Here is a 15,087-nt window from a genome sequence, read left to right on the forward strand (position 1 = left end):
CGCGGACCATGCGCAACCCCATCGGCACCCATCTCAAGGTCGGCAAAGGCCTCGTCAAGGGAGCGCTGGCCGACGCCGACGCCTTCGGCGCAGAGACGCTCCAGATCTTCGTCGGCAACCCGCGCGGCTGGGCGCTGAGCGCCGGGAAGCCGGAGGAGGACAAGGCCTTCCGCCTCGAGCTCGAGCGCCGCGACATGCGTGCGTTCGTGCACGCGCCGTACCTGGTCAACCTCGGATCACCGACCTCGGCGACGTACGAGAAGAGCGCACTCGTGATGGCGCACAACCTCAAGCGGGCCGCGGACATCGGCGCCGACGGGGTCGTCATGCACACCGGCTCCTTCGTGTCGCAGACGACCGATGCCGATGAGGCGGCGGCGCTCTTCGCCGTGGCGATGACGCAGGTGCGTGAGGCCCTCCTGCCGATCCTCGACACCCTCGGGGAGTTCAGCCCGTGGCTGCTGCTCGAGCCCACCGCCGGACAGGGCCGCTCGCTGTGCGGTGTCGTCGACGACCTCGAGACCTATCTCGGCGCGCTCGACCTGCACCCGAAGGCAGGCATCTGCCTGGACACCTGCCACGTCTTCGCCGCCGGCGATCCGCTCGACGAGGAGGGCGGTGCGACGGCGACCCTCGACCGGCTCGTCGAGATCGGCGGGCCGGAGCGCCTGCGGCTGATCCACGCCAACGACTCCAAGGACGTCCGCGGCGCCAACCTGGACCGGCACGAGAAGATCGGCCACGGCCACATCGGGCTCGGCGCCTTCCGCGAGCTGTTCGCACATCCGGCGACCGAGGGCGTGCCGTTCATCCTCGAGACGCCCGGTTCGGCCGAGGGTGAGCCGGCGGACTTCGAGGCGCTCAGGACGCTTCGTGCCGAGGTCGCCGCTGGGCCGCGCGCGTGAAGCGCGGTGCCCTGCTCCCCACGCTCGCGCTCCTCATCGTCACCGCCAGCTGGGGCTCGACGTTCCCGCTGACGAAGGACCTCGTCACGCGCGTGCCCGTCGCTGACTACCTCAGTGTGCGGTTCGTCGTCGCCGGAGTCGTCCTGTGTGCGATCGCGCCGGGCGCCGTACGTCGCCTCCCCCGTCCCCTCCTGCTGCAGTCGGTCCTGCTCGGGGTCGTCTACGGCCTGGGCCAGATCGTCCAGACCGTCGGCCTGCAGCACACCTCGGCCACGGTGTCCGGCTTCCTCACCGGCCTCTACGTGGTACTCACTCCCGTCCTGGCCTGGCTGATCCTGCGGCAGTGGATCGGCACGGTGACCTGGATCGCCGTCGCCCTCGCTGCGGTCGGGCTCGGCGTGCTGTCGCTGAACGGCTTCTCGATCGGCTTCGGCGAGGGCCTCACCGTCCTCTCGGCCGTCCTCTACGCGCTGCACATCGTCGGCCTCGGCCGTTGGAGCGAACCGGAGCACGCGATCGGCGTCTCGGCGGTGCAGCTGGTTGTGATCGGCCTGCTCTGCCTGGCCTGCGCCGTCCCGGGCGGAGTGACGCTGCCCTCCCGCGGCGTGGATTGGGCGGCACTGATCTACATGGCCATCGTGGCCGGCCTGATCGGCATGCTGGGCCAGACCTGGGCGCAGGCCCATCTGCCGGCCACGCGGGCCGCGATCATCATGTCGATGGAGCCGGTCTTCGCGGCGATCTTCGGCGTCGGCTTCGGTGGCGACTCCGTCACCCTGCGGATGGGCATCGGCTGTGTCATCGTCCTGGTCGCGATGCTGCTCGCCGAGATGGGGCCGCGGCAGCACCCCGAGGTGGAGCAGCCGCACCTCGCGGTCTGACCAGCTACGCTCCCCGCGCCGCTGCTCGCCTACCCTTCTGAGCGTGCCCCGGATCTCAGTGACGGAAGTGAGCTCGCCCGATGAGCTCGACCTCGTCATGGAGATCTGGGCGGCGGCCAACCAGACCCGTCGCCGCCCCGCCGGCCCCCTGCGCACGGAACGCGTGCGGGAGAAGGTCGCCGAGGGACAGCTCGTCCTGCTCGCCCACTACGGCGACAGGCCGGCCGGCATGGCGCTCGCCGAGACGTTCCACGACGGCGAGTACGCCGACCCCGACACCGGCCACATCTCGATGATCTCCGTGGACCCCGCGATCTGGGGCTCCGGCGTCGGCGGCCGGCTCATCCGCCATCTGCAGCAGCGCTGGTCGCGACTGTCGGTCTGGGTGCGGCCCGACAACCGCCGGGCCGAACGCCTCTACCTCGCCTGCGGCTTCGTCGACGTCGACAACGTCAGCCACCTCCAGGACGGCGAGGAGATCCGCCAGCTCGTATGGCAGCGCCCGACCAAAGCGTCACCGTGACCTTCCGCGGTGTGGGTGACCCTTCGCAACCGTCACCTACAGCGCAGAGCATCACGGTGACCTTTGGCGCGGCGACCTCAGAGCTTCGCGAGGATCGCGGCGGCTTCGTCGGCGTCGGTGTCGCTGACGTCGAGGTGAGTGACGAGGCGGACGGTCCGAGGGCCGACTGCGCTGATCCGCACACCGGCCTCGGCCGCGCGGGCGACGAAGCCCGGGGCGTCCTCGCGCTCGGCGACGACGATGTTCGTCTGGACCGTGGCGGGATCGACGCCAACGGCTTCGGCCAGCAGCGCGGCGTGGGCGTGGTCCTCGGCCAGGCGGTCGAGGTGATTGTCCAGTGCATGCAGGCCGGCCGCCGCGAGGATGCCGACCTGGCGCATGCCGCCGCCCATCCGCTTGCGCCAGACACGCGTCTCGGCCATCGCGTCGTTCGACCCGACGACGAGCGAGCCCACCGGTGCACCGAGCCCCTTGGACAGGCAGACGGCGAGGACGTCGGCGATGTCGCCGTACGACGACAGGGGCGTGCCCGTCGCGACGTGGGCGTTCCAGAGGCGGGCGCCGTCCATGTGGACCCCGATGCCCATCGCGTCCGCGAAGGTCCGCAACTCCTGGAGGTCGGCGAGCGGCGTGATCGTCCCGCCACCGAAGTTGTGTGTGTTCTCCACGGAGACGGCGCGGGTCGGGACGAAGTAGACGCCCATGTCGGGGGCGAACATCCGGCGGATCGCCTCCATGTCGACGCCTCCGGTCGGGTGCCACCACGTGCGCATGGTCAGGCCGGTGAAGGCACCGTGCGCACCCAGCTCGGCTCGGGCGATGTGGGCGAGTGACTCGCACAACACCTCCTGGCCGACGCCGACGAGCGTGCGCACCGCCAGCACGTTGGCCATGGATCCGGTCGGTGTGAAGACCGCGTCCTCCTTGCCGAACAGCTCTGCGACCCTCGACTCCAGAGCCCGGACCGTCGGGTCCTCGCCGTAGACGTCGTCCCCCACCTCGGCGCGGGCCATGGCGGCCCGCATCGCCTCGGTCGGTCTGGTGAGGGTGTCAGAACGCAGATCGATCATGCTTTGCGCAGCATGTCCGCCACGAGGAACGCCATCTCCAACGACTGCACCCGGTTGAGGCGCGGGTCGCAGACCGACTCGTAACGCGTGGCCAGGTCGGCGTCGGAGAGCTGCTCGCCGCCGCCGACGCACTCGGTGACGTTGTCACCGGTGAGCTCGACGTGCAGACCGCCGGGCCAGGTGCCGAGTGAGCGGTGCACGTCGAAGAAGCCCTGGACCTCGTCGAGCACGTCGTCGAAGGAGCGGGTCTTGTAGCCCGACGAGGCCTCGAACGTGTTGCCGTGCATCGGGTCGGTGATCCAGGCGACCTGGAGCCCCTCAGCCGTGACCTTCTCGATGATCGGCGGGAGTCCGTCGCGGATCTTGGAGGCACCGAAGCGGGTGATGAAGGTCAGGCGGCCGGGGCTGTTGGCCGGGTTGAGCTTCGAGGCCAGCGCGATGGCGTCGTCGGGCGACGTGGTCGGGCCGAGCTTCACGCCGATCGGGTTCTTGATCCGCGAGAGCAGCTCCACATGGGCACCGGACAGCTGGCGGGTGCGCTCCCCGATCCAGACGAAGTGACCGGAGACGTCGTACGGCTCCTCGGTCCGGGAGTCGATCCGCGTCAGCGCGTGCTCGTACTCCAGCACGAGGGCCTCGTGCGAGGAGGCGAAGTCGGCGCGGTGGAACTCGTCGGCGTCGGCCACGCCGATCGCCTGCATGAAGGCCATCGCGCGGTCGATCTCGCCGGCCAGCGCCTCGTAGCGCGAGGCGAACGGGCTGTCCTTGATGAAGTCCTGGTTCCAGGTGTGGACCTGGCGGAGGTCGGCGTACCCACCGGTGACGAAGGCGCGCGCGAGGTTCAGCGTCGAGGCCGAGGCGTGGTAGACGTCGAGGAGTCGCTGCGGGTCGGGCATGCGCGACTCGGGAGTGAAGTCGAAGCCGTTGACGGCGTCGCCGCGGTACGCCGGCAGGGTGACGGGTCCCTCGGGGCCGACCCTGGTCTCGGTGTCCTTGGAGCGCGGCTTCGCGTACTGCCCCGCGAGTCGCCCGATCTTCACCACCGGCACCGAGGAGGCGTAGGTCAGGACGACGGCCATCTGCAGCAGGACGCGCAGCTTGGCGCGGACGTTGTCGGCGGTCGCACCCTCGAGCGTCTCGGCGCAGTCGCCGCCCTGCAGGATGAAGGCCTCGCCGCGGGTGACGGCCGCGATCTTGTCCGTGAGCTCGTCACACTCGCCCGCAAAGACCAGCGGCGGCACCGAGCGCAGCTTACCGACGACCTTGGCGAGGGCGTCGGGATCGGGGTAGTTCGGCTGCTGGGCGGCACCGAGGGCGTGCAGCTCCTCGAGGCTGGGGATCGTACTCACCGGTCAAGGGTACGGTGAAGCGCGTGAGTGCGCGCACCGTGACCGTCATCCGGGCCCATGAACTGGGCGATCCCGAGGTCATGAAGCCGGAGACCGACGAGCTCGGCGACCCGGCTCCCGACGAGGTCCAAGTCGAGACCCGCGCGATCGGAGTCAACCCGATCGACCTCAAACAGCGCAGCGGGTTCAAGTACTCCGAGCCGGCTCCCCTGCCCTTCACACCGGGCCAGGAGGTGGCCGGCGTCGTCACCGCCGTCGGCGACCTGGTGACCGAGTTCGTGGCGGGTGATGAGGTGTTGGCCTTCCGAGTGAAGGGCGGCTACGCGACCGCACTCAACGTGCCTGCCTCGGACGTCTTCGGCAAGCCCGCGACCCTCTCCTGGGAGGAGGCGGGCGGTCTGCTGCTCGTCGGCGTCACCGCCGTCCACGCGCTGGAGAAGGTCGGAGTCGGCGACGGTGACCGGGTCCTCGTCCACGGCGCCTCGGGCAGCGTGGGGCAGCTGCTCATCCAGCTCGCCAACGCCCGCGGCGCCACCGTGGTCGGCACCGCATCACCACGCAACCACGATCTGCTGTCGCAGTTGGGCGCGACGCCGATCCCGTACGGCGACGGCCTGCTCGAGCGCGCGAGCGAAGTCGGTCCCTTCGACGCGGCCATCGACCTCGCGGGCACGGCCGAGGCGTTCGACGTCTCGCTCGCGCTCGTGGCCGACAAGGACCGGATCACGACGATCATCGGCGGGCCGCACGCCGAGGAGGCCGGCGTCCAGAAGATCGGTGGCGGTCCGGGTTCCGATCTCGGCGTGGAGCTGCGCAACGCCGCCCGCGCCGACCTCGTCGCCCTTGCCGGCGAGGGCCGACTGCAGGTGCCGATCGTGAAGACCTTCCCGCTCACGGAGGCCGTCGAGGCGCACCGCTTCGTCGGCGAGGGCCACGCCGCCGGCAAGGTCATCCTCCTGCCCTGACCGCCCACTAAGGTCGGGCGCATGAGCGTGCTCGCGATCGATGCCGGTACCACCGGCATGACTGCACTGATCGTCGACGAGACCGGCCGGATCGCCGCTCGGGGTTACCAGGAGTTCCCGCAGCACTTCCCTCAGCCGGGCTGGGTGGAGCACTCGCCCGAGGAGATCTGGGCCGCGACCCTCGCGGCCGTCACCGCCGCCACCAGGTCCTTCAGCGGCGAGTTGACTGCGTTGGGCATCACCAACCAGCGCGAGACGATCGTGCTCTGGGACCGGGAGACGCTCGGCTCGCCGCGTCGCGCGATCGTCTGGCAGGACCGCCGCACCGCATCGATCTGCGAGCGGCTCAAGGAGGAGGGCCACGAGGAGCGGGTCACCGAGCTCACCGGCCTGCGCCTCGACCCCTACTTCAGCGGGACCAAGCTGGTCTGGATCCAGGAGAACGAGCCGCACACGTGGGCGCTCGTGGAGTCCGGCCGCTATGCGATCGGCACGATCGACTCCTACCTCATCGCACGCATGACGCGCGGCCTGCACCACGTCACCGACGTCTCCAACGCGAGCCGGACACTGCTCTTCGACCTCGAACGTGGCGACTGGTCCGACGAGCTCTGCGGCCTCTTCGGGGTGCCGCGCGACGCCCTGCCCGACCTCGTCCCGAACTGGGGCGCCGACATCACGACCGACCCGCGCACCTTCCTGGGACTCACCCTGCCCATCTGTGGCCAGGCCGGTGACCAGCAGTCGGCCCTCTTCGGCCAAGCGTGCTTCGAGGTCGGTGACTCCAAGTGCACCTACGGGACCGGCTCGTTCATCCTCACCAACACCGGCTCGTCGATCGAGAGGTCCGACGCGGGCCTCCTCTCCACCGCCGCCTGGCGCTCGCCCGAGGGCGAGATGACGTACGCCGTCGAGGGCGCGATCTTCGTGACCGGAGCTGCCGTGCAGTGGCTCCGTGACGGTCTGGGGATCATCGGGTCCGCCGCCGAGACCGAGGCGATCGCCCGGTCCGTCGAGGACTCCGGCGACGTCGTCTTCGTGCCGGCGCTGACCGGTCTGGGGGCGCCGTACTGGGATCCGCATGCGCGCGGCACGATCGTCGGCCTCACCCGCGGCACCACGAAGGCGCATCTCGTCCGGGCCACGCTGGAGGCCATCGCCTTCGAGGTGCGCGACGTGCTCGAGACCATGCCTGCGCTCAGCAACCTGAGGGTCGACGGCGGCGCCGCCGCCAACGACCTGCTCTGCCAACTGCAGGCCGACCAGGTCGGCGTGCCGGTCTCCCGGCCGACCCAGGTCGAGACGACCGGGCTCGGCGCGGCCTTCCTCGCCGGACTGGGCTCAGGCGTGTGGAGCTCGTTCGACGAGATTCGCGAGACCTGGTCGGTCGACCGGACCTTCGACCCGACCCTCGGGCGCGAGCACGCCGATGCGGCCTACGCGAAGTGGCAGGACGCGGTCAGCCGCTCACGCAACTGGGCCTAGCCGACATCCGGCTTACGGCCCCGCGAGGTCCGGCTTCCGGCCCCGCGAGATCCGGGATCAGGCCGCCTTCTGCTCCTTGGACAGCTTCTTCGCCTCAGAGGCGTACATGTCGACGTACTCCTGGTCGGAGAGCTTGAGGATCTCGTACATGATCTCGTCAGTGATGGCGCGGAGGATGAAGCGGTCGTTCTCCATGCCGGCGTAGCGGGAGAAGTCCAGCGGCTTGCCGAAGCGGACGGTCGGCCGGACGATCCGGCCGAAGGCCTTGCCCGGAGGGGCGATCACGTCGGTGCCGATGACGGCGACGGGGATGACCGGCACACCGGTCTCGAGTGCGAGGCGGGCGACGCCGGTACGGCCGCGGTAGAGCTTCCCGTCGTGCGAGCGGGTGCCCTCGGGGTAGATGCCGAAGAGCTCACCCTCCGCCAGCACCTTCTTGGCGGCGATCAGCGCGCCCTCGGCGGCAGAGGCGCCGCCGCGGTCGATCGGCACGTTGCCGGTGCCGCCGAAGAAGAGCTTCTTGAAGCGTCCCTTGATGCCCGGCTCCGTGAAGTACTCGGCCTTCGCGACGAAGCGCACCATCCGCGGCAGGCCGAGCGGCATGAAGAGCCAGTCGGAGTACGACAGGTGGTTGCTCGCGAGGATCGCGGGGCCGCTGGTCGGGACGTGGTCGCTGCCCTGCCAGCGCGGACGGAAGACGAGCTTCAGCCACGGGCCGATGGCCATCCACTTCAACGTTCCGTAGAAGAGTCGCTCGAACACAGGCTGATCCTTGCAGAATGACCCTGTGACCTCCACCCCACCCGTGCTGGACTCTGCCCAGCCGCTGTCCCTCCCCGCCCGCCCCGAGCTCACGGGAGGCGTGCGGATCGGCGTCCTCGTCCAGCACGGCTTCACCGGCTCCCCCGCCTCGATGCGGGAGTGGGGCCAGTTCCTGGCCGATCAGGGGTACGCCGTCGAGGTGCCGCGACTCCCCGGCCACGGCACCACGTGGCAGGACCTCAACACCAAGCGCTGGCCGGACTGGTACGGCGAGGCGAGCCGGGCCTTCGAGAAGCTGGCCGCCGAGAACGACAAGGTCGTGGTCGCCGGGCTGTCGATGGGCGGCGCCCTCGTGCTGCGCCTGGCAGCCGACCATCCCCAGCAGGTGGCCGGCGTCGTGATCGTGAACCCGATCATGAAGACCGACCGCTTCGACGTGAAGCTGCTTCCGGTGCTCAAGCACGTCATCCCGGGCCTCAAGGGCATCGGCAGCGACATCAAGAAGGAGGGCGTCGTCGAGGCGTCCTACACGCACACCCCGCTCAAGGCGATCCACTCGCTCTTCCAGGCGCTCAAGCTCCTGCGCGCCGACCTGCCCAAGGTCACGGCGCCGGTCCTCTACCTCCGGTCGACGATCGACCACGTGGTCGACGGCGCGTCCGAGCCCGCGATCCTCTCCGGCATCAGCTCCACCGACGTCACCGTCGTACGACTGGAGAACAGCTTCCACGTCGCGACGATGGACCACGATGCGGAGCAGATCCACAAGGAGTCCGCGGCGTTCATCGCGCGGGTAGTCTGACTCCATGTCCACGCGCGAGCCCGAGGAGCCGGGCGACTCCGGCGATCGCGTCTCCGAGGACGCCGCGTGGGCCGAGATCGTCGCCCACTACGGCGACCACCCGGAATTCACGGAGCCCACACCCGAGCCGGTCGTGGCACACGTCTTCGATGACGACGTGGACGAGGAGCCTGTCTGGCAGGAGGACAACGACCCGTTCCTCCCGGGCGGCTTCGTCGCACCCGACCCCGGCCCGCTGGGCTGGCACGGCTGGCGCTCGGTCGCCTGGATCGGTGTGCTCGGGTCCCCTGCGCTCGCGCTGATCTGGACACTGGTGGTGCAGCTCACCGGCTGGCACGCGCCGACGCTGCTCGGCTATCTCCTCGGCGCGGCCTTCCTCGGCGGCTTCGGCTACCTGGTCGCGACCATGCCTAAGGAGCGCGACGACCCCTGGGACGACGGCGCGCGGCTCTGACCTCTGCGATCCGCGCGGCCTCGGCCGGATCCAGCGGGGCGAGGAAGCGACGCAGCCGCTCGCGCCGGCGGGCACGCTTGACCAGCTCGCCACGGCGGCGGCGGAACATCGGACGGATCGCCTCGGTGCGCGCCATGTCCGCCGCGCCGATGACGCCGGCGTCATTGAGGAATCGAGCCCGGCGTACGTCGGGAAGGTCGCGGTGTTCGGCACCCACGAGCGAGCTGCCGAACGCCTCGACCGCCGGACCGAGGAGGAGGTCGCCCGCAGCGCTCACGCCGCCGCCGACCACGACGAGCTCGGGGTCGAAGGCGGCGGTGAGGTTGGCCAGTCCGACGCCGAGCCAGCGGCCGATCTCGTCGAAGGCGGCCCGCGCCAGCCGGTCCCCCGACTGGGCGGCCTCCGTGATCATCGGGCCGGTGAGACCCTCGGCGCCGCCCTGCCGGCGGAACTCGCGGACGAGGGCGTTGCCTGAGCAGTACTGCTCCCAACAGCCGCGGCGGCCGCACTCGCACTCACGGCCGTCGGGGACGACCTGCATGTGGCCGAACTCGCCGGCCATGCCGTTGTGCCCACGCATGAGGGTGCCGCCGAGGACGATTCCTCCGCCGATTCCCGTGCCGAGGTTGACCATCACGACATCGGTGTGGCCCCGCGCAACGCCGTAGGAGAACTCGGCTCGGGCGGCACAGTTGGCGTCGTTGTCGAGCGCCACCGGGACGCCCCAGCGGAGCTCGAGCCGGGCACGGGCGGGGTCGAGCCGCCACGGCAGGTGGGGCGCGAACATCACCTTCTCGCCCGCCGCGTCGACGAATCCTGCTGCGGCCAGGCCGACCGCGTCGATGCGGCGGCCGTCGGCGACCTCGAGGACGGCCTCGGTCAGGGCGTCCTCGACCACCTCGACGGGCACGAGCCGACCCGGCGTCGAGCGACGGGCCGTGCGGGCGACGGTGCCGTCGGGGAGGACCTCGGCGGCGAGCACCTTGGTCCCACCGATGTCGACGCCGATCGTGATGCTCATCGAGCTAGCGGTGGCGGGCCAGGTCGGCGGCTCCGATGAGTCCCGCCTCGTTGCCCAGCGTGGCGAGGCGCAGCTCGGCCTCGGGGCGGTGGCCACGACCGGTGAGCTGGCTGCGGAAGGCGGCACGGGTCGGCTCGAGCAGCAGGTCCCCCGCCTCGGAGACTCCGCCACCGAGCACGATCACGTCCGGGTCGAGGACGGCGACGAGCGACGCGATCCCCTCACCGAGCCAGCGCCCGAGCTCGGCGAAGGCGGCGATCGCCGCCTCGTCGCCGGCCTGCGCGGCCTCGGTGACGAGCGGGCCGGTGATCGCCTTGACCGAGCCGCCGGCACGCTCGAGCAGGCCGGGCGCGTGGCCGGCGTCGGCCGCGTCGCGGGCGTAACGGACGAGTGCGGAGCCGCTGGCGTAGGACTCCAGGCAGCCGTGGTTGCCACAGCCGCAGATCAGGCCGCCGGGCACGACGCGCAGGTGGCCGATCTCGGCGGCGACCCCGAAGGCGCCGCGCTGGAGGGCACCGTCCAGGACGATCCCGCCGCCGACACCGGTGCCGACCGTCACCATGAGCGAGCTCTCGACCTCGGCCGCGGCACCGAAGGCGAACTCGCCCCACGCCGCGGCGTTGGCGTCGTTCTCGATGACGACGGGCAGACCGGATGCCTCCTCGATCGGGGTGCGGAGGTTGACGTCTCGCCACGCGATGTTGGGTGCGAACATCACCGTCGAGCGGCCCCGGTCGATGTAACCGGCGGCGCCGACGCCGACCGCCTCGATCTGGTGCCGGCCGGTGAGGTCCTTCACGAGCCCGACGATCGCGGCGGTGATCGCTCCGGCATCCGTGGCCGGGGAGGTGACGCGCACCTGCTCCAGGATCCTGCCGTCGTCGTCGACGACGCCGGCGAGGATCTTCGTCCCGCCGACATCCACTCCCAGGGTCAGACTCATGACTCAGGCCACTCCGTCGTGTCGAGATTGATCTTCTCCACCCCCGGACCGCGGGTGGATGGCGGTGTGGCATGGGATGCAGCGGCGGTGACCAGGCCCGCGAAGGCCTGCATCAGCGAGGCGGCCGCCGTGGCCAGGTGCTCGCGCACCTCAGGACTGATCTCGCGGACGACGTGCACGGTGCGGCAGATCGGGCAGTAGGTGCACTCCGCCGCGCCCGTGGCGAGATGCTCGCTGACGCCGGTGCCGTGATCCTTGGCCCAGCCGCTGAGCGCACCGAGGAGTTTCGCAGCCTCCTCGGCCGCGGACCCGATCGGATCCTGCGGCTCTCCTGGACCTTCCGCGCTCACGACGCCTCCTCGAAACGCACCTGCAGCTCGCCTCCCTCGACCCGGGCCCCGGAGACCCGGAGTCGCGCCAAGCCTGCCGGAAGGGTCAATAGTCTCCGATAGGACCCCACCGTCACGACGAGGTCGTCTCCGTTGCGGGCGAGATCGACCTGCTCCTTGGTCGCGCCAGGCAGGGCGAGGTGGGCGATCGCGCCGGTCGACGTACGCGTGACGGTGAAGGGGCCCTCGCCGGCGGCGGGGGCGAACGGGTCCGTGTCGGCGAGGTCGACGAAGACCTCGCAGGCCAGCGCCTCCAGAGCCTGTACGCCGACGGGCTCGCGCGGCCGGTAGACCGAGCGCCACACGGGCAGCCCGGCGAAGGAGGCCTCGACGTCGGAGAGCACCTGCTGCTGCGCCGCCACCCAGCCCGCACGCCAGTCGTCAGCGCCTTCCGACGGGAAGATCCGGTTGGCCACGACGCCGTCGACGCGGTAGCCGTAGAGCGAGAGCATCGTCCAGGACCGCCGCGCCTCGGCGACGACGACGGTCTCGGGGGTCAGCACGATCCGCACCGAGGCGTCCGGACCGGTGAGCAGGTCGCGCACCTCGAGGAGCTCGTCGTGGAGCCGCTGCATCGCGTCGAAGACGGTGTCGCCCGGCATCGGGACGCCGCCCGACGCCTTGGTCAGCATCGGTCCGAGCAGCTTCACCAGCCTGCGCTGCATCGGGAAGATGCGGGTCATGTACCAGCCCAGTGCTTCGGGCAGGGCGAGGAGTCGGAGCGTCTCGGCGGTCGGGGCGCAGTCGATCACGATGACGTCCCACTCGCCCGAGCGTGCGCGCAGCCGGAGCTCGAGCAGCGCCAGCACCTCTTCGGCGCCGGGGATGACGGTCAGCTCCTCGGCGGCCACCGGGTCCATGCCGGCGACGTCGAGCACGGAGAGCAGATAGCGCTGGATGTCGGCCCAGGACTGCTCGAACCGCAGCTGGGCGTCGACCTGCTCGACGTAGAGGTTCCGGGCGACCTCGGTCGGCTCCGGCCCGACGACGGCGCCGAAGGCGTCACCCAGCGAATGGGCCGCGTCCGTCGAGAGCACGAGGGTGCGCAGGCCCTCGGCAGCCGCGAGTGCCGCGGTCGCCGCGGCGACGGTCGACTTGCCGACGCCGCCCTTGCCCGTGAACAGAAGGATCCGCACGCGTCGCCCCCTCAGGCGAGGGACTCGACGCGGGTCTTGAGCCCCTTGAGCGCAGTCTCGATCAGGATCTTCTCGCCCTTGCGCTTGAGCATCCCGATGATCGGGACGTTGAGGTCGAGCGTGAGGACGTAGGTGACCTCGGTGCGGTTGCTGCCGAGGTCACGCAGGCGGTAGACGCCGTCGAGCGAGCGCAGGAGGGTGGCCTCGACCAGGGTCCAGGAGACCTCGGTCGGGCTCTTCCAGTCGTAGGCCAGCGTGTAGCTGTCCTTGATCGGCGGGACGTCGAGCACGAAGCGCACCCGCTCGGCACGCTCGGGGTGGTCGCCGGAGGTCGCCACGACCTCGGCGGACTTCATCCCCTTGATCCACGCCGGGTAGTGCGGGAAGTCCGCGATCACCTCCATCACAGCGGCCGGTGAGGCGGCGACGATGATCGACGAGCTGGTCTGTTCGGCCACCCGCACCACGCTACCGGATGGGCACCGGGTCCCACGTGGTCCGATGCCGGGACTAATCTGGCTGCGATTACCGGTCGGTAACACCGACCTCCCAACTCCCCAGGGGGCCCCACCGTGCGCGAGTACACCACGCCGCTGACGACCGAGCTGCCGACGACCGGCAACCTGACCGATGACGTCGTCACCAACGCGGCCGAGGCGCCCGACTCGGCTCTGCTCTCGCGGCGCGGTGCCGACGGAGCCTGGGAGGACGTGACCTCGGCCCAGTTCCTCGCCGAGGTGCGGAGCGTGGCGAAGGGCCTGATCGCGGCCGGTGTCGAGGCCGGTGACCGCGTCGCCCTCTTCTCCAAGACCCGGTACGAGTGGACCCTGATGGACTACGCCATCTGGTTCGCCGGTGCCATCACCGTGCCGATCTACGAGACGTCGTCGGCCGAGCAGGTGCACTGGATCCTCAAGGACTCCGGCGCCCGGGCCGTCATGGCCGAGGGCCCCGACCACCTCGCCCGGATCGCCGAGAGCCACAGCGTCCTGGCCGACCTGCAGCAGGTCTGGTCCTTCGCCGACAACGGCGTCGACGTCCTCACCCGCCTGGGCGGCGACATCTCCGACGACGAGCTCGAGCAGCGCCGTACGGCGGCCACTCCCGAGTCCACGGCGACGCTGATCTACACCTCCGGCACGACCGGTCGGCCCAAGGGCTGCGTGCTGACGCACGGCAACTTCATGTTCGAGCTGGGTGTCGCCGTACACATGCTGGACGACCTCTTCGACGTGAAGGGCCGCTCGACCCTGCTCTTCCTGCCGCTGGCCCACGTCTTCGCCCGGATCATCCAGATCGGGTGCATCAAGTCCCGCACCCGCCTGGGCCACTCCCCCGACGTGAAGAACCTGATCGGCGACCTCGGGGAGTTCAAGCCGACGTTCATCCTCGCCGTGCCGCGCGTCTTCGAGAAGGTCTTCAACACCGCCTCGCAGAACGCGCACGCCGACGGCAAGGGCACCATCTTCGACAAGGCCACGCAGGTGGCCATCTCCTACAGCCGCTCGCTCGAGGGCGGCGGCGCCGGGGGCGTCAAGGGTCTCGGCCTGCGGGCGGCACACGCGGTCTTCGACCGTCTCGTCTACAGCAGGCTCCGCGCGGCGCTGGGCGGGAACTGTGAGTACGCCGTCTCCGGCGGCGCCCCCCTCGGCGAGCGCCTGGGCCACTTCTACCGCGGCATCGGCCTGACGGTGCTCGAGGGCTACGGCCTCACCGAGACCACCGGCGCCCTGACGGTCAACACCCCGGACGCGGTCAAGATCGGCAGTGTCGGTCGCCCGATCGAGGGCACGACCGTCCGTGTCTCCGACGACGGCGAGCTGCTCTTCCAAGGTGGTCAGGTCTTCGACTCCTACTGGAACAACGGCCAGGCGACCTCCGAGGCCAAGGGCGACGGCTGGTTCCACACCGGCGACGTCGGCGAGATCGACAGCGAGGGCTTCGTCCGGATCACCGGCCGTAAGAAGGAGATCCTCGTGACCGCGGGCGGCAAGAACGTCGCCCCGGCCGTCCTCGAGGACCGCCTCCGCGCCCATGCACTGGTCGACCAGTGCCTCGTCGTCGGCGACGGTGAGCCCTTCATCTCCGCCCTTGTCACCTTGGACACCGAGGCCCTGCCGGCCTGGTGTGAGGCGCACGGCAAGACACTCGACCTGGCGACGCTCGTGGAGGACCCTGACGTCGTCGCCGAGGTGCAGAAGGCAGTGGACGACGCCAACAAGGCCGTGTCGAAAGCCGAATCGATCCGCAAGTTCCGCATCCTGCCCGACGCGTGGACCGAGGAGGGCGGTCAGCTGACCCCGAGTCTGAAGCTCAAGCGCAACGTGGTGATGAAGGAGTTCCGCGACCAGGTCGAGGCGCTCTACCACTCCTGAGGCCATACTCTGGGGGACTAGTCATAG

16 protein-coding genes are annotated in these 15,087 nt (G+C 70.4%); 8 read left to right on the forward strand and 8 right to left on the reverse strand.

The annotated features are described in order from the left end of the window. The first annotated feature begins 8 nt into the window (after nucleotides 1-8). The 3 genes from LH076_RS10490 to LH076_RS10500 are packed head-to-tail and all read left to right on the forward strand — an operon-like array spanning nucleotide 9 to nucleotide 2,309. Nucleotides 9-905 (forward strand): deoxyribonuclease IV, encoded by an 897-nt coding sequence (locus tag LH076_RS10490; protein WP_227780647.1) that lies wholly within the window; start codon nucleotides 9-11, stop codon nucleotides 903-905. After that, nucleotides 902-1,786, forward strand: coding sequence for a DMT family transporter (locus LH076_RS10495; RefSeq protein ID WP_227780648.1), 885 nt, complete (start codon nucleotides 902-904; stop codon nucleotides 1,784-1,786). The genes LH076_RS10490 and LH076_RS10495 overlap by 4 nt, the downstream gene beginning before the upstream one ends. A gap of 43 nt (nucleotides 1,787-1,829) precedes the next feature. Continuing rightward, a complete protein-coding gene (locus tag LH076_RS10500) occupies nucleotides 1,830-2,309 on the forward strand; it encodes a GNAT family N-acetyltransferase (RefSeq protein ID WP_227780649.1) in 480 nt (159 codons plus the stop codon). Nucleotides 2,310-2,386: 77 nt separating this feature from the next. Here the strand turns inward: LH076_RS10500 and LH076_RS10505 are convergent, their stop codons facing one another. Together LH076_RS10505 and LH076_RS10510 are read right to left on the reverse strand one after the other, a co-directional pair. Then, nucleotides 2,387-3,379, reverse strand: a complete 993-nt coding sequence (locus LH076_RS10505) for a threonine aldolase family protein (RefSeq protein ID WP_227780650.1) — start codon at nucleotides 3,377-3,379, stop codon at nucleotides 2,387-2,389. Beyond that, entirely contained in the window at nucleotides 3,376-4,728 is a 1,353-nt protein-coding gene (locus LH076_RS10510; RefSeq protein WP_227780651.1) for a class II 3-deoxy-7-phosphoheptulonate synthase, read from the reverse strand. The genes LH076_RS10505 and LH076_RS10510 overlap by 4 nt, the downstream gene beginning before the upstream one ends. A 23-nt stretch (nucleotides 4,729-4,751) precedes the next feature. On the opposite strand from LH076_RS10510, the gene LH076_RS10515 reads away from it, so the two are divergent. Both LH076_RS10515 and glpK read left to right on the forward strand, forming a co-directional pair. After that, nucleotides 4,752-5,693: an NADP-dependent oxidoreductase gene (locus LH076_RS10515; RefSeq protein WP_227780652.1), complete on the forward strand. Its 942-nt coding sequence runs from the start codon at nucleotides 4,752-4,754 to the stop codon at nucleotides 5,691-5,693. Nucleotides 5,694-5,714: 21 nt separating this feature from the next. Beyond that, nucleotides 5,715-7,178, forward strand: a complete 1,464-nt coding sequence (glpK, locus tag LH076_RS10520) for a glycerol kinase GlpK (protein ID WP_227780653.1) — start codon at nucleotides 5,715-5,717, stop codon at nucleotides 7,176-7,178. Between the two features lie 57 nt (nucleotides 7,179-7,235). On the opposite strand, the gene LH076_RS10525 is transcribed toward glpK, so the two are convergent. Beyond that, a complete protein-coding gene (locus tag LH076_RS10525; protein ID WP_227780654.1) occupies nucleotides 7,236-7,940 on the reverse strand; it encodes a lysophospholipid acyltransferase family protein in 705 nt (234 codons plus the stop codon). Between the two features lie 25 nt (nucleotides 7,941-7,965). Between LH076_RS10525 and LH076_RS10530 the strand changes: the two genes are divergently transcribed. Then, nucleotides 7,966-8,742 (forward strand): alpha/beta hydrolase, encoded by a 777-nt coding sequence (locus tag LH076_RS10530; protein WP_227780655.1) that lies wholly within the window; start codon nucleotides 7,966-7,968, stop codon nucleotides 8,740-8,742. 4 nt (nucleotides 8,743-8,746) lie between these two features. Continuing rightward, nucleotides 8,747-9,196, forward strand: coding sequence for a hypothetical protein (locus LH076_RS10535; protein WP_227780656.1), 450 nt, complete (start codon nucleotides 8,747-8,749; stop codon nucleotides 9,194-9,196). Here LH076_RS10535 and LH076_RS10540 read toward each other — a convergent pair. Genes LH076_RS10540 through LH076_RS10560 form a run of 5 tightly spaced genes read right to left on the reverse strand, consistent with a single transcriptional unit; the run spans nucleotide 9,153 to nucleotide 13,143 of the window. Continuing rightward, entirely contained in the window at nucleotides 9,153-10,217 is a 1,065-nt protein-coding gene (locus LH076_RS10540; RefSeq protein WP_227780657.1) for an ROK family protein, read from the reverse strand. The genes LH076_RS10535 and LH076_RS10540 overlap by 44 nt on opposite strands. A 4-nt stretch (nucleotides 10,218-10,221) precedes the next feature. Further along, entirely contained in the window at nucleotides 10,222-11,160 is a 939-nt protein-coding gene (locus LH076_RS10545; protein WP_227780658.1) for an ROK family glucokinase, read from the reverse strand. Continuing rightward, nucleotides 11,157-11,510, reverse strand: coding sequence for a DUF5304 family protein (locus tag LH076_RS10550; RefSeq protein WP_227780659.1), 354 nt, complete (start codon nucleotides 11,508-11,510; stop codon nucleotides 11,157-11,159). Before LH076_RS10550 ends, LH076_RS10545 begins: the two co-directional genes overlap by 4 nt. Further along, nucleotides 11,507-12,685: an ArsA family ATPase gene (locus LH076_RS10555; RefSeq protein ID WP_227780660.1), complete on the reverse strand. Its 1,179-nt coding sequence runs from the start codon at nucleotides 12,683-12,685 to the stop codon at nucleotides 11,507-11,509. The genes LH076_RS10550 and LH076_RS10555 overlap by 4 nt, the downstream gene beginning before the upstream one ends. 11 nt (nucleotides 12,686-12,696) lie before the next feature. After that, nucleotides 12,697-13,143: an SRPBCC family protein gene (locus LH076_RS10560; RefSeq protein ID WP_227780661.1), complete on the reverse strand. Its 447-nt coding sequence runs from the start codon at nucleotides 13,141-13,143 to the stop codon at nucleotides 12,697-12,699. 114 nt (nucleotides 13,144-13,257) lie between these two features. Here LH076_RS10560 and LH076_RS10565 point away from each other — a divergent pair, with 114 nt between their 5' ends. Next, complete coding sequence (locus LH076_RS10565; protein WP_227780662.1) at nucleotides 13,258-15,060, forward strand: AMP-dependent synthetase/ligase; 1,803 nt, start codon at nucleotides 13,258-13,260, stop codon at nucleotides 15,058-15,060. Nucleotides 15,061-15,087 lie beyond the last annotated feature (27 nt).

The sequence above is a fragment of the Nocardioides sp. Kera G14 genome (genome assembly GCF_020715565.1).
In the GTDB taxonomy this organism is placed as follows: domain Bacteria; phylum Actinomycetota; class Actinomycetes; order Propionibacteriales; family Nocardioidaceae; genus Nocardioides.